We start from the raw sequence: 23,100 nt of genomic DNA on the forward strand, positions 1-23,100 counted from the left end.
CCCCTCCCCGAGATATGCGCGCGGCCTTTATGGCCGCAGCGATAGGCGCAGTTGGCGGTTGGCCCGCCTTTTTTGGTCTTAATCAGCGGTAAAGCTGCCGTATTTTCCTTGTGTAAACAAAAGTGGTGCGCCGCCCGTGTTGGCGCAGCGGATTACGCGGCCCACGACGATCAAATGATCGCCGCCGTCATGGGTGGCGTGTTGTTTGCAATCAAACCGGGCAACAGTGCCGGGGATCAGCGGCACACCTTGGTCGTTGCGGTGATAGGACATGCCTTCAAACCCCAAACCGCCGCGGATAAAGCGTTTTATAACATCGCCTTGGGTGTGGGCCAGCACATGGATGGTGTAGTGGCGCGCGGTTGAATAGGGCAGGAATCGCGAGGATGATTTGGCAGGCGACCACAGCACCAAAGGCGGGTCCATGGACAGGCTGGAAAAGCTGTTGGCGCAAAACCCCATGGGTCCGTGATCCGATTGGATGGTCACGATGGTAACACCCGTCGTAAAGCTGCCAAGCGCATCGCGAAAGGCGCGGGCATTGTCGGCGTCGGGGATAAAAGTAGGCTCGTTCATATACGCTCCGTCGGGCATTAGGCCACCTCATGCCCCATGATCAGGGTATAAAGTTCAAACCATGTCTGGCGGTCCATTTCGATCTCCAGCGCGGTGGCGATGGTGCCAATGCGCGCAAGGCTGTTGGTGCCGAGAACGGGGATAATACGCGCAGGGTGGCGCAAAAGCCAAGCCACGGCGGCAGCAGACCAATCGGTGCCATGGTCGGCGCCAATTTGGGCCAGACGCGCGCGCAATTGGGTGCCAGATTCGGCTAGCAGGCGGCCCCCGGCCAGTGGGGACCATGCCATCAAGGGGATACTGCGTTCTTGGTGAAACGCCACATCGCTGTTGGTGAAACCTTGATGGGCCACAAGGCTAAGTTCAATCTGGTTGGTGCACAGGCGGTTTGTCATGCCCGATTGCAGCAAGGTGACATCCCACGGGCGGAAGTTCGACACACCCACGGCGCGCACCTTGCCCGATGCGACCAGCGCATCCAGCGCCGCGCCCGTTTCCATATGGTCCATCAGCGGGTCGGGGCGGTGGATGAGCAGCAGGTCGATGTGGTCGATTGCCATATCGGACAGGCTGGCATCGACGGATGCATTGATATGGGCGGCGGAGGTGTCATAATGTTTGACGCGGGCGGCTGCGTGGCGGCCCACCGGGGCCACGATGTCGCATTTGGTGATAATTTCCATCTGGTTGCGCAGACCGGGGGCGGCGCGCAGGGCGTGGCCCAACAGCGCCTCGGCACTATAGCCGCCATAGATATCGGCTTGGTCAAAGCTGGTGATGCCTTGGGCCAAACAGGATTCGATTTTGGCCTGCACATGTTTGGGGCTGGTATCCGTGTCATCGCCCAGCCGCCACATGCCGTAAACAAGGCGCGACAGGTCAATGGTGTCAAGTGTGATGCGGTCCATCAGCGGCGTTCCCCAATTCCAAGTGGTGTGGCGGGGGTGCTGTTGGGCACCCGGCCATAAGCGTGTGGCAATGAGCAGGTTTTAAGCTGCGGCAGCACCTTGGTGCCGAAATGGTCACATTCATCCAGATGCGGATAGCCCGAAAAGATGAAAGCGCGAATGCCCATTTTTTGATAAGCTTCGATCTCGGACATAACCTGATCGGTAGAGCCGACAAGGGCGGCACCGCAGCCAGACCGTGCGCGGCCAATCCCGGTCCACATATGCGGTTCAATATAGCCGAATTGATCGGCGAGTTCGCGGGCGCGCGATTGATGGGCGACGCCAAGGGAAATGCTGTCATGGGCGCGGTCGCGGATGAGTTTGCCGTATTCATCATCCAGTTTGCTGGCGATGTATTCGGCGTATTCCTTTGCTTCGGCTTCCGTATCGCGCACGATCATGTGGACGCGCAGGCCGTAATCCAGCGTGCGGTTGTGGGCGGCCGCGCGGGCGTGGACCGCCTTCATCCGTTCGGCCAACGTGTCGCGGATTTCGGGCCACATCAGGTAGACATCGCATTGCGCGCCGCACAGGTCCAGCGCATCGGGGGAATAGCCGCCGAAATAGAGGAGGGGGCCGCCGTTTTGCTGGTACGGGCGGGCGGGGTCGGCAGAGATTTTGCTGATTTGGTAAATGTCGCCCGCATATTCGATGTGGTCTTGGGTCCAGGCTTGGCGCAGAATTTCGACGACTTCGTGGCTGCGTTTGTAGCGGAATTTGCTATCGGCCACCTCACCCGGAAAGTCAGAGGAGATAACGTTGAGGGTGAGGCGGCCGCGCAGCATATGGTCCAAGGTGGCGACCGTGCGGGCCAGCATCACAGGCTGCATTTCGCCGCAGCGGATGGCGGCGAGGAAGTTTATTTTATCGGTGATGGGCGCGCAGCCGGCGACGAAAGACATGGTGTCTTGGCCGACTTGATACGACGATGGGCACAGGATGTTGCGAAAGCCGTGGCTTTCGGCGCGTTTGGCGATGGCTGAACAATGGTCCCAGCTTGAGCGCAAGCTGCCATCGGGTTGGCCGAGGAATTGGTAATCATCCGAGCACAGGGCGGCGAACCAGCTTACCTCTGCCGCATCAAGATCGGGGGAGGTGATGGGCACAACAGTCATTGATTCGATCTTTCGCGGGTGTTGGATTTAACTTGTGTAGCGTTGTAATTGATGTAGATCAATACTGTATCAATTATCTTGGACCTTGCGATGCCCGCCCCCGGTTCCCTTCCCCTTTTTTTGCAGATCAGCGAATTGTTGATCCGTGATATTGCGGCTGGGCGGTTGTTGGATGGCGAAAAACTGCCGCCGGAACGAGATATGGCAGCGGGGTTGGGGATTGCGGTGGGCACGCTGCGCCAAGCGTTGAAGGAATTAGTGGCCAAGGGGATGTTGGTGCGCGTGCAAGGATCGGGCAATTACATTCGTGCGGTCAGTGACCCGGCATCGGTTTATGCGCTGCTGCGGTTGGAATTGGCGGCGGGGGGCGGGTTGCCCACGGCGCGGGTGTTGTCGGTGGATTTGCTGCCCAAGGATGCGCGGCTGCCTGCGTTTGGTGACAGCGCTGATGGGCACCGGATTAGGCGCGTGCGCTATCTGTCGGGCAAAGTCGCGGCGGTGGAGGAGATTTGGCTGGACGCATCCTATGCCCCCGTAATTTTGGCGGGGGATTTGTCGGAATCGCTGTATTTGTATTACCGCGAACGGCTGGGGTTATGGATTGCGCGGGCCGAGGACCGGGTGGGGCAGGGGCCGTGCCCGGATTGGGCACCGCCTGAGTTTCCGCATGTGGCGGGTGCGCCCTTGCCACAGATCACGCGGGTCAGTTGGGGCCAAGACGGGCGGCGGGCCGAGGCATCTTGGACGTGGTATGACCCGGAAATTGCGCGCTATGTGGCACGGTTGAAATGAACACTGGCGCAATTTTCGCGTTGAAAATGAGGGTTTTGGGATGAAAACGGTTCGGTACGGCATCATTGGCTGTGGCATGATGGGGCAAGAGCATTTGCGCAACATCGCGCTGTTGCCGCAAGCCGAGGTGGTGGCGATATACGAGCCGGACGCCGGGATGCGGGCGCAGGCGCAAGCCTTGGTTCCGGGCGCGGTGATGGTGGGGTCGCTGGCCGAGGTGCTGGCGGTGGAGGCGGTGAATTGCCTGCTAATCGCCAGCCCCAACCACCTGCACTTGCCGCAGTTGGAGGAGATTGCAGCCATTCGCCCGCTGCCCGTGCTCTGCGAAAAACCGTTGTTCACTGACCCCGCCGATGCGCCGCGGTTGGCCGCGTTGCGCGCTGCGTATCCGGCCCCGATTTGGGTGGCGATGGAATACCGCTACATGCCGCCCGTGGCACATTTGATCACGCAGGCGGGGGTGGCGACCGGGGGCATCAAGATGCTGTCCATCCGCGAACACCGTTTTCCGTTTCTGGAAAAGGTCGGCGATTGGAACCGGTTTAACCGCAATTCGGGCGGCACGTTGGTGGAAAAATGCTGCCATTTCTTTGATCTGATGCGGCTGGTTGCGGGGTGCAACCCGGTGCAGATTATGGCGTCGGGTGGCCAAGCGGTGAACCATTTGGACGAGGAATATAGTGGGCAGCGCCCTGATATTTGGGACCATGCCTATGTGATCGTGGATTTTGAAAACGGGATGCGCGCGATGCTGGAACTGTGCATGTTCGCCGAAGGGGCGCGGTACCAAGAGGAGATTTCGGCCGTGGGGCCGAAGGGCAAGATTGAATGTTTGGTGCCGGGGCCGGGGCGGTTTTGGCCTGCGCATTTGGGGCCAGCCCCCGTGCCACAAGTGATCGTTTCCCCGCGCAATCCGGCGGGGCCGATGGTGTTGGATGTGCCCGTGGACCCCAATTTGCTGGCGGCGGGCGACCATAATGGGTCGACGTTTTACCAACATCGCGGCTTTGCCGATGTGGTGGCGCATGGCGTGCGGCCCGATGTGGGGCTGGACGATGGATGGTGGGCCGTAGCGATGGGCATGGCCGCGCAGCTGTCCGCATCAACCGGGCGGGCGATTGGGGCGGAGGAGCTGCGCGCCATGACGCCTTAAAGGCATTGCCCGCCCCAATTGTTGCAACGTGCGGGCAGCGCCTTAAAGCGCGAGATAGGCCTTTATCGTGGCGCGGGTGCCGTTGGCCCAAACGTCATTCAGTGCCTGCGTGAAAGCGGCGGCAAAGCCTGCATCACCCGCCAAATCGCCGTAAACCGTGATCATTTCCAACCAAGCGCTTGGGCGCAGTTTGGCCTGCACCGCGCGGGCTTGCAGCATATCCCAATTGGGGTCATTGGCGGGAATAGCGGCCCCGTTTTCATCGGTGCCGCAGCAATAGCGGCACCATAGCGCGGACAACAGCGCCAGACCGGGGGCCGCGTTGCCATTGGCGCGAATGTCGCGGATAGAAGCGACGATGAATTTCGGCTGGCGGTTGGAGCCGTCAAGGCACAGGCGGCGCGTGGTGTCGGCCACCTCGGGGTTGGAAAAGCGGTTGATAATCAGGGTTTTGTAACCGTTCAGATCGGTGTGGGGCACGGGCGGCACGATTGGCAGCACCTCAGTTTCCAAGATTTTGGTCAGGAAGGCGCGAATGTCGGCGTCGCCCATCGCGTCATGCACCAAATCAATTCCCAGCAGCCCTGCGGGATAGGCGATGATCGCGTGGCCGCCGTTCAAGATGCGGATTTTCATCGTTTCAAACCGGTCGACATGCGGGGTAAAGGTGACGCCCACCTTTTCCAGCGCGGGGCGGCCTGCGGGGAAATAATCCTCCATCACCCATTGGCGAAAGGGTTCGCATGTGACAGGGGCCGCATCTTGGACGCCGAAATCGCGGGCAAGGCCGCGTTCCCGGTCGCCTGTGGCGGGGGTGATACGGTCGACCATGGAATTGGGAAAGGCGACAGTGGCGGCAATCCATGCGGCCAGTTCGGGGTTGGACAGATGCGCAAGGCCCACCACAGCGTCACGAGTGACCTGGCCATTGTGCGGGACGTTGTCGCAGCACATCACGGTGAAGGGTTGCAGACCTGCATCGCGGCGAATGTGCAGCGCGCGGATGATTGCACCAAACGCGGTGTTGGGGGCCGTGGGGTTGGCGGCATCGGCCTGAATATCCGCGTGATCGGGGCTAAAGGTGCCGGTGGCGGGGTCGATGAAATAACCGCCTTCGGTCACGGTCAGCGACACGATTTTGGTCGCGGGGCTGGCCATATGCGCGATCAGATCAATGTTGCCGGGCGCGATTTCGGCAAAGCCGACCATGGAGCCTATAACCCGCGCGGCGCTGTGGCCTTGGTCCAGTTCAATCACGGAATAAAGCCAGTCCTGGGCCGCCAGCGTGTCCCGCATATGGGCATCCGTGGGGCGCACGCCCGCGCCGATCAGCCCGAAATCGAGGCTTTCGCCAAGGGCAAACAGATCATCCAAATACACCGCCTGATGCGCGCGGTGAAAGTTGCCGCAGCCGATATGCACGATGCCGGGGGTGACGTTGCTGCGGTCATAAGCGGGGGTGGCCACGGTTTTTGGTAATGCGCCAAGTTCGGCTGTGTTCAATATTTTCATCAGCTCATCCAATTCCCGCCGTCGACGTTATAGGTTTGGGCGACGATGTAATCGGCATCATGGGACGCCAGAAAAACCGCCATTCCGGTCAGGTCTGCGGGGGTTGCCATGCGCCCGATGGGCACGGCCGCACCCACTTGGGCCTTTTTGGTGCCAAGGGGCAGGTTTTCGGCGGCGGCAAATTTGGCGTCCACCCCGTCCCAATGCGCCCCGTCCACCACGCCGGGGGCGATGGCGTTGACGTTGATTTTGTGTTTGATCAGGTCCAGCCCCGCCGATTGGGTCAGGCTGATGATCGCGGCCTTGGTGGCGCAGTAAACGCCCACCAGCGCCTCACCCCGCCTGCCTGCCTGTGACGCCATGTTGATTATTTTGCCACCACGACCTTGGGCGATCATCAGTTTGGCGGCGGCTTGCAGCGTGAACAGGCTGCCAGCCACGTTGATGGCAAAGAGCGTGTCATAGCTTTTGCGCGTGATGTCGGTGATGCCCGCAAGATCGAACAGGGCGGCGTTGTTTATCAGGATATCAAGTCCGCCTGCCTGGGCTTGTACCGCGGCCATTGCGGCGTCGATGCTGGTTTGGCTGGTCACATCAAGGTGGACTGCGTAAGCGCCTGCGCCGATGTCGGCGGCGGTGACGGTTGCTGCTGCAAGGTCGATATCGGCAATGGCGACGGTCGCCCCTTCGCGCACATAGGCGGCGGCGAATGCAGCGCCGATGCCGCGCGCGGCCCCGGTGATTAACGCGGATTTTCCAGCGAGGCGGGTCATGGGGTGCGCAACCCGTCTGCGCCAAAGCGGTGCAAATGCGTCATATCAGGCGTCATCCAGATGGTGTCGCCGTGGCGCACGTTCATTTCGCCGCCCACCCGCACGGTCATCTGACCAAGGTCGGATGCGACGTGCAAAAACGTGTCGGAGCCCAGATGTTCGGCCACGGTCACGCGGCCTTGCCAATCGCCGCCATCCTTGGACACGGTGACATGTTCGGGGCGGATGCCGATGGTGGCGACGCCGTGCTTTGCGGCTTCGGCCCCGTCGATCAGGTTCATTTTGGGGCTGCCGATAAAGCCTGCAACAAAGGTGTTGCGCGGCGTGCGGTACAACTCCAAAGGGCTGCCCACTTGTTCAATGTTGCCCGCGCGCAGGACGACGATTTTATCGGCCATGGTCATCGCTTCGACCTGATCATGGGTCACATAGATCATGGTGGTTTTCAGGGTTTGGTGCAGTTCAGTGATTTCCAAACGCATGTTGACGCGCAAGGCGGCATCAAGGTTGGACAAGGGTTCATCAAACAAAAACGCCGAAGGTTCGCGCACAATCGCGCGGCCAATGGCGACGCGCTGGCGCTGGCCGCCGGACAATTGGCCGGGGCGACGATCAAGGTAGTCTGTCAGGTTCAAAACCGATGCGGCAGCCGTCACTTTGGCATTAATCGCAGCGGCGTCCATGCCCGCCATTTTCAACGGAAAGGCGATGTTTTTGCGCACGGTCATATGCGGATAAAGCGCGTAGGATTGGAACACCATCGCCAGCCCGCGTTTGGCGGGACCGACCGCAGTCGCGTCTTGCCCATCAATTTCGATCGTGCCGGAGGTGATATCCTCTAGCCCCGCGATAAGGCGCAGCAGGGTGGATTTGCCGCAACCCGATGGGCCGACGAAAACCACAAATTCGCCTTCGCCGATCACCAGATCCAGTGGTGGAATAACTTCGGTTTCGCCAAAACGCTTTGTGACTTTTTTAAGTTCAATCTGTCCCATGGGATGTTCCTATTTCACTGCGCCAAAGGTCAAACCACGCACCAGTTGTTTCTGGCTGAACCACCCCATGATCAAGATCGGGGCAATGGCCATTGTCGATGCGGCGGAAAGTTTGGCGTAAAAAAGCCCTTCGGGGCTGGAGTAGCTGGCGATAAAAGCGGTCAAAGGGGCTGCTTTGGCGGCAGTCAGGTTCAAGGTCCAAAACGCCTCATTCCACGCAAGGATGAAGTTGAGAAGGAGCGTGGACGCGATGCCCGGAACCGCCATTGGCGTTAGCACATAGATGATTTCCTTGGGCAGCGATGCGCCGTCCATGCGCGCTGCCTCCAAAATCTCACCGGGGATTTCCTTGAAATAGGTATACAGCATCCAGACGATGATCGGCAGGTTGATCAGCATCAAAACCATCACCAACCCTGTGCGCGTGTCCAACAGCCCCAGTTTGATAAAAATCAAATACATCGGGTACAAGACGCCCACAGCGGGCAGCATTTTGGTGGACAGCATCCACAGCAGAATGTCCTTCGTGTGGCGCGACGGCACAAAGGCCATGGACCACGCGGCGGGAATGGCGATGATCACGCCGATCAACGTGGACAGGCCCGCGATGATGATCGAATTCCACAAATAGCGCGTGTAATCAGAACGTTCCTGCACCACCGCATAGTTTTCCAGCGTCCAGTCGAAAAACAGGAATTTCGGCGGAAAGGCGATGGCGTCCGCCTCACTCTTGAAGCTGGTCAGGATGGTCCAAAGGATGGGAAAAAAGATCAACAGGCCAATGGACCACGCGATTGCGGTGTTGATCGTTTTGCGGCGGGCGGTGATTGAACGGGCCATATATCCCCCTTACGCGTCAAGGTTCTTGCCAACGATGCGCATCAAAAAGACGGCAACGATATTGGCAAGAATGATTGCATAGACACCGCCAGCCGAACCCAAGCCGATGTTCTGGCTTTCCAACACGCGCTGGTAAATCAGATAGGTCAGGGTTTTGGAGCCGAACGCCCCGGCGGTGGTCACAAAAATTTCGGCAAAAACTGACAACAGGAAAATGGTTTGAATCAAGATCACCACGGTGATTGCCCGGCTCATATGCGGGACGATGATGTACCAAAACCGTTTGATTTTCGGCGCGCCGTCCATTTCGGCAGCGTCAAGTTGTTCACTGTCCAGCGATTGAATGGCGGTTAGCAAGATCAAGGTGGCAAAAGGCAGCCATGTCCAGCTGGTGATGAGGATGATGGAGAAAAACGGCGCCTCGATGATCCATTCCACCGGGGTGACGCCAATGGCGCGGGCGGCGTGCGCAAACAGCCCGTTGACCGAGTCCAAAAACATGTTTTTCCAAACCAGACCCGACACGGTGGGCATCACGAAAAACGGTGCGATCACCAAAATGCGCACAATGCCTTGGCCCCACATGGGTTGGTCCAGCAGCAAGGCCAGCAAAACACCCAGCACCACGGTGATAATCAGCGTGCCCAAAACGATGGTCAGCGTGGCCAGCACCGCAGGCCAAAACGCTGAGGAGGTGATGAAGCGCACATAGTTGTCAAAGCCTGCAAACCCCAGATCGCCACCGCGCAAGGGCAGGTAATTGCGGAACGAAAACCACAAGGTCATGATCAGGGGCACAAGCATCCAACCCAACAGCACAATAACGGCGGGGGCCATCATCATGCGGGCGGCGGTGCGTGACGCTTTGGTTGCCATTTGGATAATCCTTCCCTTGCGGCGCGAAACGCGCCCGACAGCAGGTATAGGTGAGGGTGGGGCGTTTTGAAACGAAACCGGGGGGCAGCGAACCGCCCCCCGGTGTAAAAGCCGTAAGGCTATCAGTAACCCGCAGCTTCCATTGCGTCTGTGGCAATGGCCTGTGCTTTTGCCAGCGCTTCTTCGACCGTTTGCTGACCGGCATAGGCGGCTGCAAATTCCTGGCTAACGTCTGTTGCGATGCCCGCAAATTCCGGGATCGCGGCGAATTGCACGCCAACATATGGCACAGGCTGCACTGTGGGTTCGTTCGGGTTTGCCGACAGGATCGAATCCAGTGTCATCTTGGCGAACGGTACCTTTTGGTACTCTGGGTTGTCATACAGCGACTGGCGTGCGCCCGGAGGGACGTTTGCCCAACCTTCTTTGGCGGCGACCAAGTCGATGTATTCTTTGGACGTTGCCCATTCGATAAAGGATTTGGCAGCGTCCACCTTTTGGGTGCCAGCCGGAATGGCCAATGCCCAAGCCCACAACCAGTTGGAGCGTTTGCCCAAACCATTGTCGGGTGCCAATGCGAAACCGACCTTGTCAGCCACAGTGCTGTCCTTGGCGTTGGTCACGAACGATGCGGCCACGGTCGCATCAATCCACATGCCGCATTTGCCTTGCTGGAACAGTGACAGGTTTTCGTTGAAACCGTTGGTCGCGTAACCGGTTGGGCCGGATTCGTCCATCATTCCCTTGAAAAAGGTGATGGTGTTTGCCCATTCGGCGCTGTCAAACTGTGGCTTCCAGTCCATATCAAACCAGCGCGCGCCAAACGAATTGGACATGGCGGTGATCACAGCGCCACCTTCACCCCAGCCCGCCTTGCCACGCAAGCAGATGCCGTTGGTTTCGGTCGCGCGGTCGGTCATTTTGGCCGCTGCTTCGCGGATAAAATCCCATGTTGGCGCTTCGGGCATGGTCAGCCCAGCTTTTTCCATCAGGTCTGTGCGGTACATAACCATGGAGCTTTCGCCATAAAACGGCGCAGCAAACAGCGTGCCGTCATAGGACAGACCGCCAGCCATTGCGGGCAGAATATCGGCCGCGTCATAGTCCGCGGACAGATCGTTCAGCGGGACCAGCCAGCCGTTTTTGCCCCAGATCGGGGTTTCGTACATGCCGATGGTCATGATGTCGAACTGGCCACCTTTGGCGGTGATGTCGGTGGTCACGCGCTGGCGCAGCACGTTTTCCTCCAGTGTCACCCATTCAACGGTGTGGCCGGTTTTGGCGGTGAAGGCATCGGTATAGCTTTGCATACGAATCATATCGCCGTTGTTCACGGTGGCGATGGTGATGGTTTCTGCAAAGGCTGCGGCGGAAAATGCGCTGATGGCGCACGCGCCCATCAGGGTGCGAGTTGTGAATGTCATGGTATCCTCCCTAGTGTGCGGGCATTTGCCCACTACATGAGTAATTATTCACCATTTGCCACGATTGCGTCAACTGATATTTCATAAATCGCCCAAAGGCCCAGCATTATTCAGATAAAAGCGCCTGCGCGGTGGGTTCGTCGGTGATCAGGCCGTTCAAAATGCGCCCTGTCAGGGCGGCGCGGATGGCGCGGACCTTGGTTGCCCCGGCAGCGATTCCAATGGTGGGGGCGGTGCGCCCCGCCTCGACGCGCACCGAACCGACACGGGCATTTGATTCGTAATCCAGATAGGTGCCGTGCGCGTCAAACACCCAGCCCGCGATTTCGCCCGTGGCCCCTGCGCTGCGCAGATCGGTCATTTCATCGGTGGTTTTGAACCCGTCCACGCGCAGCGGCGCATCATCGGTCATCTGGCCCACACCAACAAAGGTCACATCGGCCGATTGCGCCAGTTCAAACACAATTTTGGTGGTGCGCAGCCGTTGAAACAGCGCGCGTTCGGCGGCCGTGTCGGACAGTACGGGCACCGACATGGGAAAATGCAAGGCGCGCACGCGGTCTGACAGGCGCACGATCACATCGAAATGGGTCGCAGACCCATCGGGCGCTATGTTCCCAATCAAGGACACAAGGCGGTGTTGGTCGGCAATCAAAGGGGCGATTTCATCGATCGACGCGCGCAAGGCGCGGCCTGTACCCACCGCAATCACCAACGGATCCGTGCGGCGCAGGTATTTTTCCATAACGCTGGCGGCAGTCGCGGCAATGGCGCGGTTGGGGTCGCCGCCTGCGCCCAAACCGGGGGCCACGCGCACCTCGCACAGATCAAAACGGCGGGCCAATGCCGCCTCCAATTCAAGGCAAGCGGTGATTTTATGTTCAAGGCGCACATGCACCAACCCTTCGGCCATGGCGCGGCTGACAAGGCGCTGGGCGCGTTGGCGCGACACGCCCAGTTCCACTGCGATCTGATCTTGGGTTTTGCCGCCAACGTAATACAGCCAACCCGCGCGGGCCGCTTCATCTTGCAGGCTTTCGTCGGGGGTGTTCATGGCTGCGGCGCTTTCGGGGTTAGGGCGGATTGGAACAGCGCCGGAAAATCGTGGAAACGGGCAAAGCGCAGGGCGGGTTTGGCCCCGTCGGGTTCATCGTCAAGGGCGCCCTGCAAATGGCTGCCACCCGTGAACCGCCAAACGGGCATTTGGGCGGCAAGGGCGGCCTTGATGCCGTTCAAACTGTCCTCGATCACCAAACAGCGCGCGGGGGGTGCGCCCATTTTGGCGGCGGCGTGCAGGAACAAATCGGGCGCGGGTTTGCCGTTTGGCACCTCGCTGGCGGTGAACAAACGGTCGCCCACCAGCGCGCGCAGGCCCGTGATGGTCAGCGATTGATCGGCACGGCGCGGTGATGATGACGTGGCCACACACCACGGCGTTTGCAGCGATGACAGCAGCGCGTGGATATGCGGAATGGGCAGCAGCCCTTGCGCAAACGCCGCCAACAAGCGGTTGCGATAGTTTTCCTCAAACTCGGGCGGCAAGTGCACGCCGAAATCCTGTTTGATCACTTTCATCACGGTGGGGTAACTGCGGCCCAGAAAATGCTGCGCGACAAAGGGCAGATCAATCTGCACACCCATGCCTGCCAATTCCGCGATCAGCATTTTGGCCGATATGATTTCGCTGTCGATCAGCACGCCGTCGCAGTCAAAGATGATAAGGTCGATCTGCATGGCGCGCCTTTTGGTGGGTCAAGGCGTCGATGCAAAGGGCAAAACGGGCGTGGCGTCAAGGGTTGGGGCGTTTACACAGGCGTATCCGACACCAAACGCATGCCCAAATGGGCAGGGGGCGCGCCCACGGCACAGCCACCGCGCGCAGGGTCACGTTCAAGGAACGACATCGCGGCGATATGTTCGCCCGCGACGAAAAACGCGGGGCACCGGTCGGGGGTTAGGATGCCTTCGGCCACACCGGCATAGCAATCGGATGTCCATTCCCAAACGCTGCCATCCAAATCCGCAATCCCATGGGATGTGCTGGAAAACGTGCCTTGCGCCCGCAACGTACGTTTGGTTTGCGGCGCGGTAAGATAGGAGGATGCCCATGTTAGATCTGGCGAGGTGAAGATGGGGTCGGGGTGTTCTGGCAACACCCCAGCCGCCATAAATTCCCATTCGGCAACCGATGGCAGGCGGAAATCATGGCCCGTGGCGCGGTTGATCCACGCCACATATTCCCCCACATCGACGAATGACAGACCCGTGGCGGGGGTGGTGGCAGGGTCTTTGCCCGCTGGGGTGCGCAGCGACAGGTTGCACCCGCCCGCATCATAACACACGGCCCATTCGGCCAATGTTACTTCATATTTTTGCACATAAAGCGGCGCAGACCCCGGCAATATCACCGCACTTTCGGCCATACGCGGTGGTGGCAACAGATCGGGGCCGCGTGACAGTGTCAGCGCGGCCCCGATAATGACCGCCGCGACACCAAGCCCACCCCACAGACGCAGGGACGCGTTGAAATGTGGGGTCAGCAGGTTTGCGGCGGTCATGTTCTTTATCCTTTCAGATCACATCGTCAGGTCAGATGGTAAAGGCCGGTCATATCGTAAAGGCGCGGGGTGCCACGACCTGTTCCATCAATGCGTTGTTCCAGTCCCCTTCGACCACAAAGTGGGCTGTGGCGCCAAGCAGTGCTGCCTCGATCAAGTTATGGTTGACGTAGGCATAAACGCCGGGCTGCTCGAACGTGTACATCGCTGCCACGGCGCTGCCGCCACGCACAAACCATGTTTCCATCCCGGTCATCGGCTGGTCCCCGAACGAGGATTCCCAGACAAAATCACCATGCCCGCCGATCAAATGGGGGCGGCTGTCACGGTTGGCCTGATTGTGGATCATAAGCACAGTTTCCCCAACTTTGGCCTTCAGCGCATGTTCGCCTGTCAGGGCACCCACCGCGTCATTGAAGACGGAATGGGTGGGGGTCAAGGTGACCATCGCCTCCAGGCTGTCGCTGTAATCTTCACCCGCCAATTCATAGGTGCGGTATTCGCCGTTTTCATCCTTTGGCAGATAGTAATCCTGCTCGCCGATATAAGCGATGGAATCGTAGGTCAGGGCGTTGCCGTCTTTGTCCTTCAGCCCCTCGCGTGGCAACACCATCACCGCGCCGTTCATGCCGTGGGTGACGTGATACGGAATCATCGCGCCGCCGGGGGCACAGTGATAGGTGAAACAGCCCGGCTTGGTCGCTTTCCAGCGCAACACGACCTCTTCGCCCGGGAACACATGGGTCAAACCGCCACCGCCCAACGCCCCTGTCGATGCGTGAAAGTCGATGTTATGCTCCATCTGGCTGTCAGCGGGGTTGCGCAGGGTCAACTCGATCATATCGCCAACATGGCAAATGATCAGCGGGCCGGGGACAGACCCGTTATATGTCAGCGCCCAAATGGATGCGCCGGTATCTTCGTCCACCACCATCAGGCGTTCGGTGGTTTCCATTGTGATCTCGATGATCTTTGGGCCACCAACCGCGACTTGATCATGCGTCGGGGCGAAAGGCGGGGCCACCAGTTCCATTTTTACGCGGGTGAACCCGGACAGATCGGCGGGGGCGGCCGTGGCATCGGCCTTTTGCGGATCGGCGGCCTTATAGATTTTGGACGTGCCCGCCGTGGCCACATGCAGTTTGGGCGCGCGGGGGCCCGCCATTGTGGCACTGCCCGCAAAGGCGGCAGCCCCTGCCAAAACGGACCCGCGCAAAACGTTGCGGCGGCTGGTTTGCATCAGGCCTGGGTTGATAAGTTTGGTCATTGTCATCTCCATCAAAAATGCGGGCTGCGCGTGTGGGCAGCGCCAAGGGGAATTAGGGGGTCAAAGGTTGCCAAGCTGCGCTTCGAACCGTTCTTTGGCTTTTTTCGGCACGCGGCCTTCAAGAAAGCCTTCGGGGGCGGCGGCAGCGTCGCCCACGGCAATGGTCATCACCATACCCATCGCATAATGTGGTTTGCACATGACGCCGTAAACGCCATCGATGCCAAACGTCGCTTCCACATCTTTGCTGATTTTGCCGACAAATCCTTCGGCACCTTCCGGCATCATACCCTTAATGCTTTCGGCATTGTGGCTTTTATCGGTGGCAACAAACAGCACCGTATCGCCAGCCGCAATTTTCAGGAAAGACGGTTCAAACACCATCGCGCCTTCGGCCCCTTTGTTCAGCATCATCACCTCATGCGTTTCAGCATAAGCGGCGCTGCCAAGGGCAATCCCAAAGGCGAGTGTCAGGGCGGTTGTACGAAGCATTTTCATATCCTTTCAATGTCTGTTGCAGTCATACTAACCCGACTTGTGGGGGCCAACGTTGTGCCAGAACAATCAAAACGCCTTATTTTGTTGATCTGGATCAATTGCATGGTCACCGCGCGGCGTCTGTGCCAAAACATTGGTATGAAAAATGCCACCCGCCCCCAATCCCGGCTTGACGCCAGCCTGCTGTCCGACATCCCGCCGTTTTCCAAATTGGATGCGCGCCAGATCCGGGAGGTGTTGGATTTTGCCAGCACGCGCCGATATGACGAAGGCGTGGCGGTGTTTGAAGAGGGGCATGACGCCGATCGGTTTTTCATGCTGCTGGACGGCTATATCCGCGTGGTGCGCATCACGCCGGGCGGCGACCAGGTGATCGCGCTGCACATCCCCGCCGGGCAGTTGTTTGGCATTGCGCGCGCGCTGGGCCGCACCACCTATCCCGCCACTGCGATTACGGCGGCGCAATCTGTGGTGCTGTCGTGGCCCACCCGGTTGTGGGACAGTTTTTTAACCCAATACGACGGGTTTGCGACCGAAACCTACAAGGTTGTTGGCGAACGTGTGGGCGAAATGCAAAGCCGTATTTTGGAAATGGCGACCCAAGCGGTGGAACAGCGCATCGCCTGCGCGCTGTTGCGGTTGATCAACCAAACCGGGCGCAAAGTGGCAAATGGGATTGAAATTGATTTCCCGATCACACGGCAGGATTTGTCGGAAATGACGGGCAGTACGCTGCACACCGTCAGCCGCACCCTCAGCGCGTGGGAAAAGATGGGCATGGTCGAAAGCACGCGCAAACGCATTGTCGTGCTGGCGCCGCACCGTTTGGTGGAACTGTCGCAGGCGGGTTAATGGATGCCTGCGTCCGCAGGCGGGTTAATGGATGCCTGCGTCCGCAGGCGGGTTAATGGATGCCTGCGTCCGCAGGCGGGTTAAGCAATACTTATGGCGGCCCGCAGCTCCTCATAAAACGCGTCCACGTTCAGGCTGTATTCTGCGCAGGCATCCAGCACGGAATGAAACGGGTTCACCATACAGCCGACGCATAGCATTTTGTGGCGCAGAAAAACGGTGATGGTTTGCGGCCAGCGGGTCATCAAATCGGCCAGCGGCAGGTCGGGATCGTCCAGACGTATCAGGGGCATGGCGGCCTCTCTTTCCTGCACCTAATATAGCGGGCTGTCTGGCCACAACATTGCGCTGGCGCAAACTTTGGGTTTGGTTTTGGCGCTACGCTTGGCCCCAACAGCCCCCGCCGCACAGGCGAAATCTGTGCGGCGGGGCAGGCAGCTTTAACCCGTTAAAAAGGGTTTGATGACAAGACTGCCGGAACCGCTGGCAAATCAAAACCAGCGCAACAGGTATCGCGCGGACCAAAAAGGGGGGGGCACATGACAGTCAGCATACCAAACAGGCAGGCCTCCCGCGCGCCCGCCCCCACAGGACAAAAACCATGACAACCACCGCCGATCAAATCCGCCAATGGCGTGGGCCCGCTATCCTAAGCTTTGGGTTTCGGCCCATGTTTTTGCTGGCCGCCCTCTGGGCTACCGGGGCGATGGGCCTGTGGGTGGCGATGCTTGCGGGCACGCTGACCCTGCCCAGCCGCTTTGACCCCGTGACATGGCACGCGCATGAATTTCTGTTTGGCTACCTCAGTGCGGTGATCGCAGGGTTTTTGCTAACGGCTGTGCCAAATTGGACCGGGCGCTTGCCCGTTGTGGGCTGGCGGTTGGCCGGATTGGCCTTGCTGTGGGTCGCAGGGCGCGTGGCGGTGGCATGGTCCAGCCATTTGCCTTTTTGGCTGGTGGTTGTGGCCGATGTGGCGTTTTTGGGCGTGCTGGGGCTGGTGGTGCTGCGCGAAATTGTTGTGGGCAAAAACTGGAAAAACCTACCGGTTCTGGGCATCGTCGATGTGCTGATCATCGCCAACCTGCTGTTCTATCTGGACTTTGCGCGGGGTGAAGCTGCGGCACAGGGCGTGGGGCTGCGGCTGGGGCTGGCGGCAGCCTTGGTGTTGGTCGCAGTGATCGGGGGCAAGATCATCCCGTCCTTTACCCGCAATTGGCTGGCCAAACATAATGCCACCCAAATGCCGACCCTGCCCATGCAACAGTTTGATAAGGCGACGATATTGGCCACCATTACCGCCCTTTTGGGATGGGTGTTTGCGCCCACACATGCGCTGACCGGGGTGGCGCTGGCGGTTATTGCGCTGTTGCACATCGCCCGGCTGGCCCGCTGGCAAGGGTTTGCGGCCTGGTCCGAACCCCTCGTCTGGGTGCTGCACGCCGCCTATGCGTTCATCCCTTTGGGGGCCGCCGCGATGGCCACGGCAATTTTTGCACCGCATGTTTTGTCAAACGCCGCAGCCTTGCATGTGTGGACGGCGGGCGCGCTGGGGTTGATGACGATGGCGGTGATGACCCGCGCCTCGCTTGGTCATTCCGGGCGCGCGCTGCTGGCGGGGTGGGGCACCACCTTGATTTATCTGGCGCTGGTGGGGTCCGTGGCGGCCCGTGTTGCCGCCGATGTGCTGCCCGATTTACGCGATGCGCTGTTGAACGTCGCCGCATTCGGCTGGATTGTGTGTTTCGCAGGATTTGTGCTGGTTTATGGCCCCATGCTGCTGCGCGCGAAACCCGATCGCAGTTGATGTTTGGTGACCCCGACTGGACTTGAACCAGTAACCTGCCCCTTAGGAGGGGGCCGCTCTATCCAGTTGAGCCACGGGGCCGCCGCGCGTCTTTTTGGGGTCAAACGCGGATTTACGCAAGGCGGCTTGGGCATTTTTGCCAAAACGGCGCGCCTTATGTGGCTTTCCCCCGTTTTCTCCGCGCCGCAGCCCCATATTGGCCCCGAAAACCCTTGAGGGAGGCTTGGACAACCGCGGTTTTTAGCGGTAACACTAAAGCGCATATCCCAAAAAAGGCCGTCCGCAGTGACCCTAGCCCCGCGCCCCGAAATTCGTCGCCCCCTGACCCTGCGTGATGTGTCCGAGGCGTCGGGCGTGTCCGAGATGACGGTCAGCCGCGTGTTGCGCAGCCGGGGCGATGTGTCTGAAACAACGCGCGAACGTGTGCTGCTGGCCGCCCGCACACTGGGCTATGTGCCCAATAAAATCGCAGGGGCGCTGGCCAGCCAACGAGTTAATCTGGTCGCCGTGATCATCCCGTCCCTGTCGAACATGGTGTACCCCGAGGTGATGACCGGCATCAGCCAAGTGTTGGAGGATACGGGCCTGCAACCGGTGTTTGGCGTCACGCATTATTTGCCCGAACGCGAAGAATCGGTGCTGTATGAAATGCTGTCGTGGCGGCCGTCGGGGGTGATTTTGGCTGGGTTGGAACACACCGACGCCGCGCGCCAAATGCTGTCAAACGCGGGCATCCCGATTGTGGAGGCGATGGATGTCGACGGTGTTGCGGTCGATTCGGTTGTGGGCATTTCACACCGCCGCGCCGGGTTGAAAATGGCCGAGGCGATTTTGGCCGCCGGGTACAGCCGAATCGGATTTTTGGGCACGATGATGCCCTATGACCACCGCGCCCGCAAACGGCTGGAGGGGTTGGAAGAAGGCCTTGCGCAAGGCGGCATCACCCTTGCCGACCGCGAATTTTATTCAGGCGGGTCGGCGCTGCTGAAAGGCCGTGAGATGACGCAAGCGATTTTGGCCCGCAGCCCGGATTTGGATTTTCTGTATTATTCCAACGACATGATTGGGGCAGGCGGGCTGCTATACTGTTTGGAGGCCGGTATCGACGTGCCGGGCCGGGTCGGCCTTGCCGGGTTCAACGGGGTGGAACTGCTGGACGGGTTGCCGCGCCGTTTGGCCACGATGGATGCCTGCCGATTGGAAATTGGCCGCACCGCCGCGCAGATTATTGCAGGCGTGCATCCCAGCGGGTTGATTGGTGGCGAACGGATTGAACTGTCACCAACGCTGGAATTGGGCGACACGATTCGGCGTTGATGTGGCGAAAAGGGGATTTTGGCTGTCGCCAAAGGGCATGCTGCCGGCGGAAGCGGGGGGCTGTCTGCCCCCCGACGTCGCATTGCATGCGCCGTTCCCCCCGAAGGTATTTTTGCCAAGATGAAGTGGGTTAGGCGAGCAGGGTTTTCCCGTCTGCGCCGATGATTTTGGCAGGTATGATCTGGCCTTCGGGGTGGTCGCTGTTCATGCGCACTTCGGTAAATTGTTCGGTGCGGCCCATGCGGGGGCTTTCCATTAAAATGCGGTGGGTTTGGCCGATTTGCGCGGTGAGATGGCGTTTTAGGGCGGCATCGCCCGCCGTACGCAAGGCCGCTGCGCGCTGTTTAATAATGGGGCCTTTGACCGGGGGCATGCGGGCGGCGGGGGTGCCTTTGCGTGCGCTGTAGGGGAACACATGCATGAAGGTCAGATCACAATCTGTGATCAATTTGATTGAATTTGCGAACATTTCGTCGGTTTCCGTCGGAAAGCCTGCGATAATATCGGCACCAAAGGTCATATCGGGGCGCAATTGGCGGGCGGTTTGGCAAAACGCAATTGCGTCGTCGCGCAAATGGCGGCGTTTCATGCGTTTTAAGACCATATCATCGCCCGCTTGCAGGCTTAGGTGCAGGTGCGGCATCAGGCGCGGTTCGGTGGCGATGGCTTGCATCAGGTTATCATCCGCCTCAATCGAATCGATTGAACTGATGCGCAGGCGCGCGAGGTCGGGCACCAGCCGCAGGATGCGCATCACCAGATCGCCTAAGCGCGGCGTGGCGGGCAAATCCGCGCCCCAAGAGGTGAGGTCCACGCCCGTCAGCACCACCTCGGCAAAACCTTTGTCGACCAAGCGTTTGATTTGATCGACCACCACGCCCGCGGGAACCGACCGCGAATTGCCGCGACCGTAGGGGATGATGCAAAAGGTACAGCGATGATCGCAGCCGTTTTGCACCTGCACATAGGCGCGGTGGCGGCCAAACCCGTCGATCAAATGGCCTGCCGTTTCGCGCACTGACATGATGTCATCGACCATGATTTTTTCGGTTATGCCAATCAGATCGGGCACGCGCAGGCGTGCCCAAGTTTCCGCCTCCATCTTTTCCGTGTTTCCGATCACCCGGGTCACTTCGGGCATTGCTGCAAAGGTTTCGGGCTCGGTTTGTGCCGCACATCCTGTCACAATCACGGCCGCACCGGGGTTTTCGCGGGCCAGTTTGCGAATTTCCTGCTTGGCTTTGCGCACCGCCTCGGCCGTGACCGCGCAGGTGTTTACCACCACGGCCCCGGTTAGGCCTGCACTTGCGGCAAGTTCCTTCATCGCCTCGGTTTCATAGGCGTTCAGGCGGCAGCCGAGGGTGGAAAACACAGGCGCGGTCATGCGTGGTTCGCCAGAAATTCCGGTGTCAGCACCCCGTCAAACACATGCGCCACGGGGCCGGTCATCCACACGCCATCACTGCGCCAATCAATATGCAGTGTGCCGCCGTCCACGTCCAACTGTATCTTGCGCCCTGTCAGCCCGCGCAAATGCGCCGCCACCGCCACCGCACAGGCGCCCGACCCGCAGGCAAGCGTGACGCCCGCACCCCGTTCCCACACCCGCATCCGCAGATGATCTGGCGCAATCACGGACACATATTCCACATTCGTGCGCTGCGGAAACAGGGGGTCATGTTCCAACCGCGCGCCGTCAGTTTCCAGCGCCACAGCCTCGGCATCCTTTACAAAAAACACGCAATGCGGGTTGCCCATGCCAACGCCCACCGGGGCACCCGGCAGCGGTAAATGCAGGGGGTCAACGGCGTGGGACAAAGGGATTTCCGCCCATTCCAACTGCGGATGCCCCATGTTCACCGACACCATGCCGTCCACGCGCTGCGCCAACAGCGTGCCCCGCGTGGTCAGTAAACTAACCCCATCCGCCCCGGTTTGGCGCATCACCAAATCCGACACACAGCGCGTGGCATTGCCGCACGCCCCCGCCCGGCTGCCATCCGCATTCCAAAAATCCAGCGTGAAATCCGCCCCATCCGCATCGCGAATTTCCGCCAACTGGTCAAACCCCACGCCGCGGTTGCGGTCCCCCAGCGCACGCGCCAGCGCAGGCGTGACCACAGCATCCCGCCCGCGCGAGTCGATCACAACGAAATCATTGCCCAGCCCGTGCATTTTGCGAAACGCCAGCCCTGCGGTGTGTAAATCCTTTTTCATCCCGCGCTTTTACGCTGCCCCGGATGAATTTGCCAGATGCATCGAAATAATGGCGATTACCGCTTGACCCCCCCGCGCTAAGTTTCTAGGAAGCCCCAGTGTGGGCCGGTAGCTCAGCTGGTAGAGCAGCTGACTTTTAATCAGCGGGTCATGGGTTCGAATCCCGTCCGGCTCACCAATGCTTTCAAGTAGTTAAAGATGCTTTGCTGTAAATATTGCTGGCCCCGCCTCATTCTGGTGGCGCTGTGGTGGCAGGATTGTGCTGGATGGGGCCGGAAATACTCGGAAGGTTATGGAATCATCCTGTCGCGCGTCATTTTGCCGGTGTTTGTCGAAACAGATAGTCGTGTCTTCGTGAGTGTAGCTGCAACGTCTCGCTTATCCCCTTGCCGCATAGATGGCTTTTTGCGCTGAAACCGGCACAGATCATATCCACAGCATCCAGTTAATGCGTCGGCTGTATCTGAGAGGCAGTCAGTCGAAGCTATTGTAGTTATCCCCTGCGCGCCACTCGAAAAGCGTTTTAACAATGCCCAAATGGCCAAGGTTAGGTGCGTGTGCGGCCCCCCGCCGTAGACTGCGTTGCGAGGCGCTGCAATTGGCAGATTTCGCACATTCTCCGCGGCTGCTTCATTGGGGCAACCCGCACGCGATATCTACGACAGGATACGCAGCGTGTGGACGCGCGTGATGTGTGATTTTGAATATCAACCATGGCTTGGGCAAGGCTGTTCAGACTGCTCGCGCTGGTTTTGTCATAGACTGTTGATTTTCACCCAAAACTGAGCCGGTGGGGGTGCGGACAAAAACTTGGACTGTTTTCATGGCAAAAGGCCGAGGTGTTCACGGTATTCGATTGGGCTTCTGCCACCAAGGGACATCTTGATGCGCGTTTCGTTATCCCAGCGGATATAGGCTTCAACCTCGTTAATAAACTGGGCCGCGGTAAAAGCGCGCCAATCACGGGGATAGAAGAACTCAGTCTTCAGGCGACCGAAGAAGCCTTCACATGCGGCATTGTCTTGCGAGCTCGCCTTTCGTGACATTGAGCGAACAAGCCTTGCGGTATTTATACGCTCCAGCCAGCCAGGCCAGTGATAATGGCCTCCCCGATCGCTGTGGATTATGGGCCGCGCTTCGCTGTCAGAGGTGGTCTCAACTGCTGCATCAAGCATGGTGTTTGCTAGATCGGCGTCCGGCTTGGTCCCTATGGCCCAACTGATGACGACGCCATCGAAGCAATCGATGATCGGGGAAAGATAGACCTTTCCAGCGCGGATGTGGAACTCGGTGATGTCTGTCAGCCATTTTTCATTGGGCGCGGAAGCCTGGAAGTCACGGTTGATGATGTTCTCGGGCGCGGGGCTAACCTTGCCCAGATATGAACTGTAACGCCGTCGCTTGGGCTTTGGGACGATCAAAGCGCACCGTTTCATCAGGCGCCGCACCATTTTCTCGGAGATCAAGATGGAGTGCCGCGTCATAGAGGCTTGTCTTATGAAGGTCCCAGCTTTTGTGCGAAACAAGAGCCACAGACAAGCATTTTGAAATGCTTGTCTGTGGTGGTGGTTGGATCGTTTA

Annotated in this window: 23 protein-coding genes and 2 tRNA genes; 6 read left to right on the forward strand and 19 right to left on the reverse strand. The window is 59.3% G+C overall.

Annotated features, from left to right (window positions below):
• Positions 1-78: 78 nt before the first annotated feature.
• From BMY36_RS09900 to BMY36_RS09910, 3 genes are read right to left on the reverse strand one after another with little or no spacing between them, the layout of a single operon-like run.
• Positions 79-576: a flavin reductase family protein gene (locus tag BMY36_RS09900; protein WP_050519309.1), complete on the reverse strand. Its 498-nt coding sequence runs from the start codon at positions 574-576 to the stop codon at positions 79-81.
• Between the two features lie 17 nt (positions 577-593).
• Positions 594-1,484, reverse strand: coding sequence for an aldo/keto reductase (locus tag BMY36_RS09905; RefSeq protein WP_050519261.1), 891 nt, complete (start codon positions 1,482-1,484; stop codon positions 594-596).
• Positions 1,484-2,641: an LLM class flavin-dependent oxidoreductase gene (locus BMY36_RS09910; RefSeq protein ID WP_050519260.1), complete on the reverse strand. Its 1,158-nt coding sequence runs from the start codon at positions 2,639-2,641 to the stop codon at positions 1,484-1,486. The genes BMY36_RS09905 and BMY36_RS09910 overlap by 1 nt, the downstream gene beginning before the upstream one ends.
• Positions 2,642-2,731: 90 nt before the next feature.
• Here BMY36_RS09910 and BMY36_RS09915 point away from each other — a divergent pair, with 90 nt between their 5' ends.
• Entirely contained in the window at positions 2,732-3,433 is a 702-nt protein-coding gene (locus tag BMY36_RS09915; RefSeq protein WP_050519259.1) for a GntR family transcriptional regulator, read from the forward strand.
• A gap of 40 nt (positions 3,434-3,473) precedes the next feature.
• The gene (locus BMY36_RS09920; protein WP_050519258.1) at positions 3,474-4,586 is read left to right on the forward strand and encodes a Gfo/Idh/MocA family protein; all 1,113 of its coding nucleotides are present in this window, start codon (positions 3,474-3,476) and stop codon (positions 4,584-4,586) included.
• Between the two features lie 42 nt (positions 4,587-4,628).
• Here the strand turns inward: BMY36_RS09920 and BMY36_RS09925 are convergent, their stop codons facing one another.
• From BMY36_RS09925 to BMY36_RS09975, 11 genes are all read right to left on the reverse strand, one after another.
• Complete coding sequence (locus BMY36_RS09925) at positions 4,629-6,098, reverse strand: mannitol dehydrogenase family protein (protein ID WP_050519257.1); 1,470 nt, start codon at positions 6,096-6,098, stop codon at positions 4,629-4,631.
• On the reverse strand, positions 6,098-6,871 hold the full coding sequence (locus tag BMY36_RS09930) for an L-iditol 2-dehydrogenase (protein ID WP_050519256.1): 774 nt from the start codon (positions 6,869-6,871) through the stop codon (positions 6,098-6,100). Before BMY36_RS09930 ends, BMY36_RS09925 begins: the two co-directional genes overlap by 1 nt.
• Positions 6,868-7,866 carry an ABC transporter ATP-binding protein gene (locus tag BMY36_RS09935; protein ID WP_050519255.1) on the reverse strand — a complete coding sequence of 333 codons (999 nt, stop codon included), beginning with the start codon at positions 7,864-7,866 and terminating at the stop codon, positions 6,868-6,870. Before BMY36_RS09935 ends, BMY36_RS09930 begins: the two co-directional genes overlap by 4 nt.
• Positions 7,867-7,875: 9 nt before the next feature.
• Positions 7,876-8,706: a carbohydrate ABC transporter permease gene (locus BMY36_RS09940; RefSeq protein ID WP_050519254.1), complete on the reverse strand. Its 831-nt coding sequence runs from the start codon at positions 8,704-8,706 to the stop codon at positions 7,876-7,878.
• 9 nt (positions 8,707-8,715) lie between these two features.
• The gene (locus BMY36_RS09945) at positions 8,716-9,582 is read right to left on the reverse strand and encodes a carbohydrate ABC transporter permease (RefSeq protein WP_050519253.1); all 867 of its coding nucleotides are present in this window, start codon (positions 9,580-9,582) and stop codon (positions 8,716-8,718) included.
• Between the two features lie 122 nt (positions 9,583-9,704).
• Positions 9,705-11,006, reverse strand: a complete 1,302-nt coding sequence (locus BMY36_RS09950) for an ABC transporter substrate-binding protein (RefSeq protein ID WP_175469275.1) — start codon at positions 11,004-11,006, stop codon at positions 9,705-9,707.
• 106 nt (positions 11,007-11,112) lie between these two features.
• The gene (locus BMY36_RS09955) at positions 11,113-12,060 is read right to left on the reverse strand and encodes a sugar-binding transcriptional regulator (protein WP_050519252.1); all 948 of its coding nucleotides are present in this window, start codon (positions 12,058-12,060) and stop codon (positions 11,113-11,115) included.
• On the reverse strand, positions 12,057-12,740 hold the full coding sequence (locus BMY36_RS09960; protein ID WP_050519251.1) for an HAD family hydrolase: 684 nt from the start codon (positions 12,738-12,740) through the stop codon (positions 12,057-12,059). The genes BMY36_RS09955 and BMY36_RS09960 overlap by 4 nt, the downstream gene beginning before the upstream one ends.
• Before the next feature lie 71 nt (positions 12,741-12,811).
• Positions 12,812-13,564, reverse strand: a complete 753-nt coding sequence (locus BMY36_RS09965; protein WP_050519250.1) for a formylglycine-generating enzyme family protein — start codon at positions 13,562-13,564, stop codon at positions 12,812-12,814.
• Positions 13,565-13,613: 49 nt separating this feature from the next.
• Positions 13,614-14,831, reverse strand: coding sequence for a copper-containing nitrite reductase (gene nirK / locus BMY36_RS09970; protein WP_050519307.1), 1,218 nt, complete (start codon positions 14,829-14,831; stop codon positions 13,614-13,616).
• A 60-nt stretch (positions 14,832-14,891) separates the two neighbouring features.
• Positions 14,892-15,323 carry a pseudoazurin gene (locus BMY36_RS09975; protein WP_074818681.1) on the reverse strand — a complete coding sequence of 144 codons (432 nt, stop codon included), beginning with the start codon at positions 15,321-15,323 and terminating at the stop codon, positions 14,892-14,894.
• Positions 15,324-15,467: 144 nt separating this feature from the next.
• Between BMY36_RS09975 and BMY36_RS09980 the strand changes: the two genes are divergently transcribed.
• The gene (locus tag BMY36_RS09980) at positions 15,468-16,181 is read left to right on the forward strand and encodes a Crp/Fnr family transcriptional regulator (protein ID WP_050519306.1); all 714 of its coding nucleotides are present in this window, start codon (positions 15,468-15,470) and stop codon (positions 16,179-16,181) included.
• A gap of 80 nt (positions 16,182-16,261) precedes the next feature.
• Here BMY36_RS09980 and BMY36_RS09985 read toward each other — a convergent pair whose 3' ends face one another.
• Positions 16,262-16,474 (reverse strand): DUF1858 domain-containing protein, encoded by a 213-nt coding sequence (locus BMY36_RS09985; RefSeq protein WP_050519248.1) that lies wholly within the window; start codon positions 16,472-16,474, stop codon positions 16,262-16,264.
• 308 nt (positions 16,475-16,782) lie between these two features.
• Here BMY36_RS09985 and BMY36_RS09990 point away from each other — a divergent pair, with 308 nt between their 5' ends.
• On the forward strand, positions 16,783-17,985 hold the full coding sequence (locus BMY36_RS09990; RefSeq protein WP_050519247.1) for an NnrS family protein: 1,203 nt from the start codon (positions 16,783-16,785) through the stop codon (positions 17,983-17,985).
• Positions 17,986-17,989: 4 nt separating this feature from the next.
• Here the strand turns inward: BMY36_RS09990 and BMY36_RS09995 are convergent.
• Positions 17,990-18,066, reverse strand: a tRNA-Arg gene (locus BMY36_RS09995).
• 204 nt (positions 18,067-18,270) lie between these two features.
• Between BMY36_RS09995 and BMY36_RS10000 the strand changes: the two genes are divergently transcribed.
• Complete coding sequence (locus BMY36_RS10000; protein WP_272867513.1) at positions 18,271-19,302, forward strand: LacI family DNA-binding transcriptional regulator; 1,032 nt, start codon at positions 18,271-18,273, stop codon at positions 19,300-19,302.
• A 130-nt stretch (positions 19,303-19,432) separates the two neighbouring features.
• Here the strand turns inward: BMY36_RS10000 and mtaB are convergent, their stop codons facing one another.
• Complete coding sequence (gene mtaB, locus BMY36_RS10005; protein ID WP_050519246.1) at positions 19,433-20,686, reverse strand: tRNA (N(6)-L-threonylcarbamoyladenosine(37)-C(2))-methylthiotransferase MtaB; 1,254 nt, start codon at positions 20,684-20,686, stop codon at positions 19,433-19,435.
• Positions 20,683-21,519 carry a diaminopimelate epimerase gene (gene dapF / locus BMY36_RS10010; RefSeq protein ID WP_050519245.1) on the reverse strand — a complete coding sequence of 279 codons (837 nt, stop codon included), beginning with the start codon at positions 21,517-21,519 and terminating at the stop codon, positions 20,683-20,685. The genes mtaB and dapF overlap by 4 nt, the downstream gene beginning before the upstream one ends.
• A 102-nt stretch (positions 21,520-21,621) precedes the next feature.
• On the opposite strand from dapF, the gene BMY36_RS10015 reads away from it, so the two are divergent.
• Positions 21,622-21,697, forward strand: a tRNA-Lys gene (locus BMY36_RS10015).
• Positions 21,698-22,340: 643 nt separating this feature from the next.
• On the opposite strand, the gene BMY36_RS10020 is transcribed toward BMY36_RS10015, so the two are convergent.
• Positions 22,341-23,100: IS3 family transposase (locus tag BMY36_RS10020; protein ID WP_244888663.1), on the reverse strand; the 760-nt coding region annotated here is incomplete at its 5' end.

Origin of the sequence: Pseudorhodobacter antarcticus (genome assembly GCF_900110135.1) — a bacterium.
In the GTDB taxonomy this organism is placed as follows: Bacteria; Pseudomonadota; Alphaproteobacteria; order Rhodobacterales; family Rhodobacteraceae; genus Pseudorhodobacter; species Pseudorhodobacter antarcticus.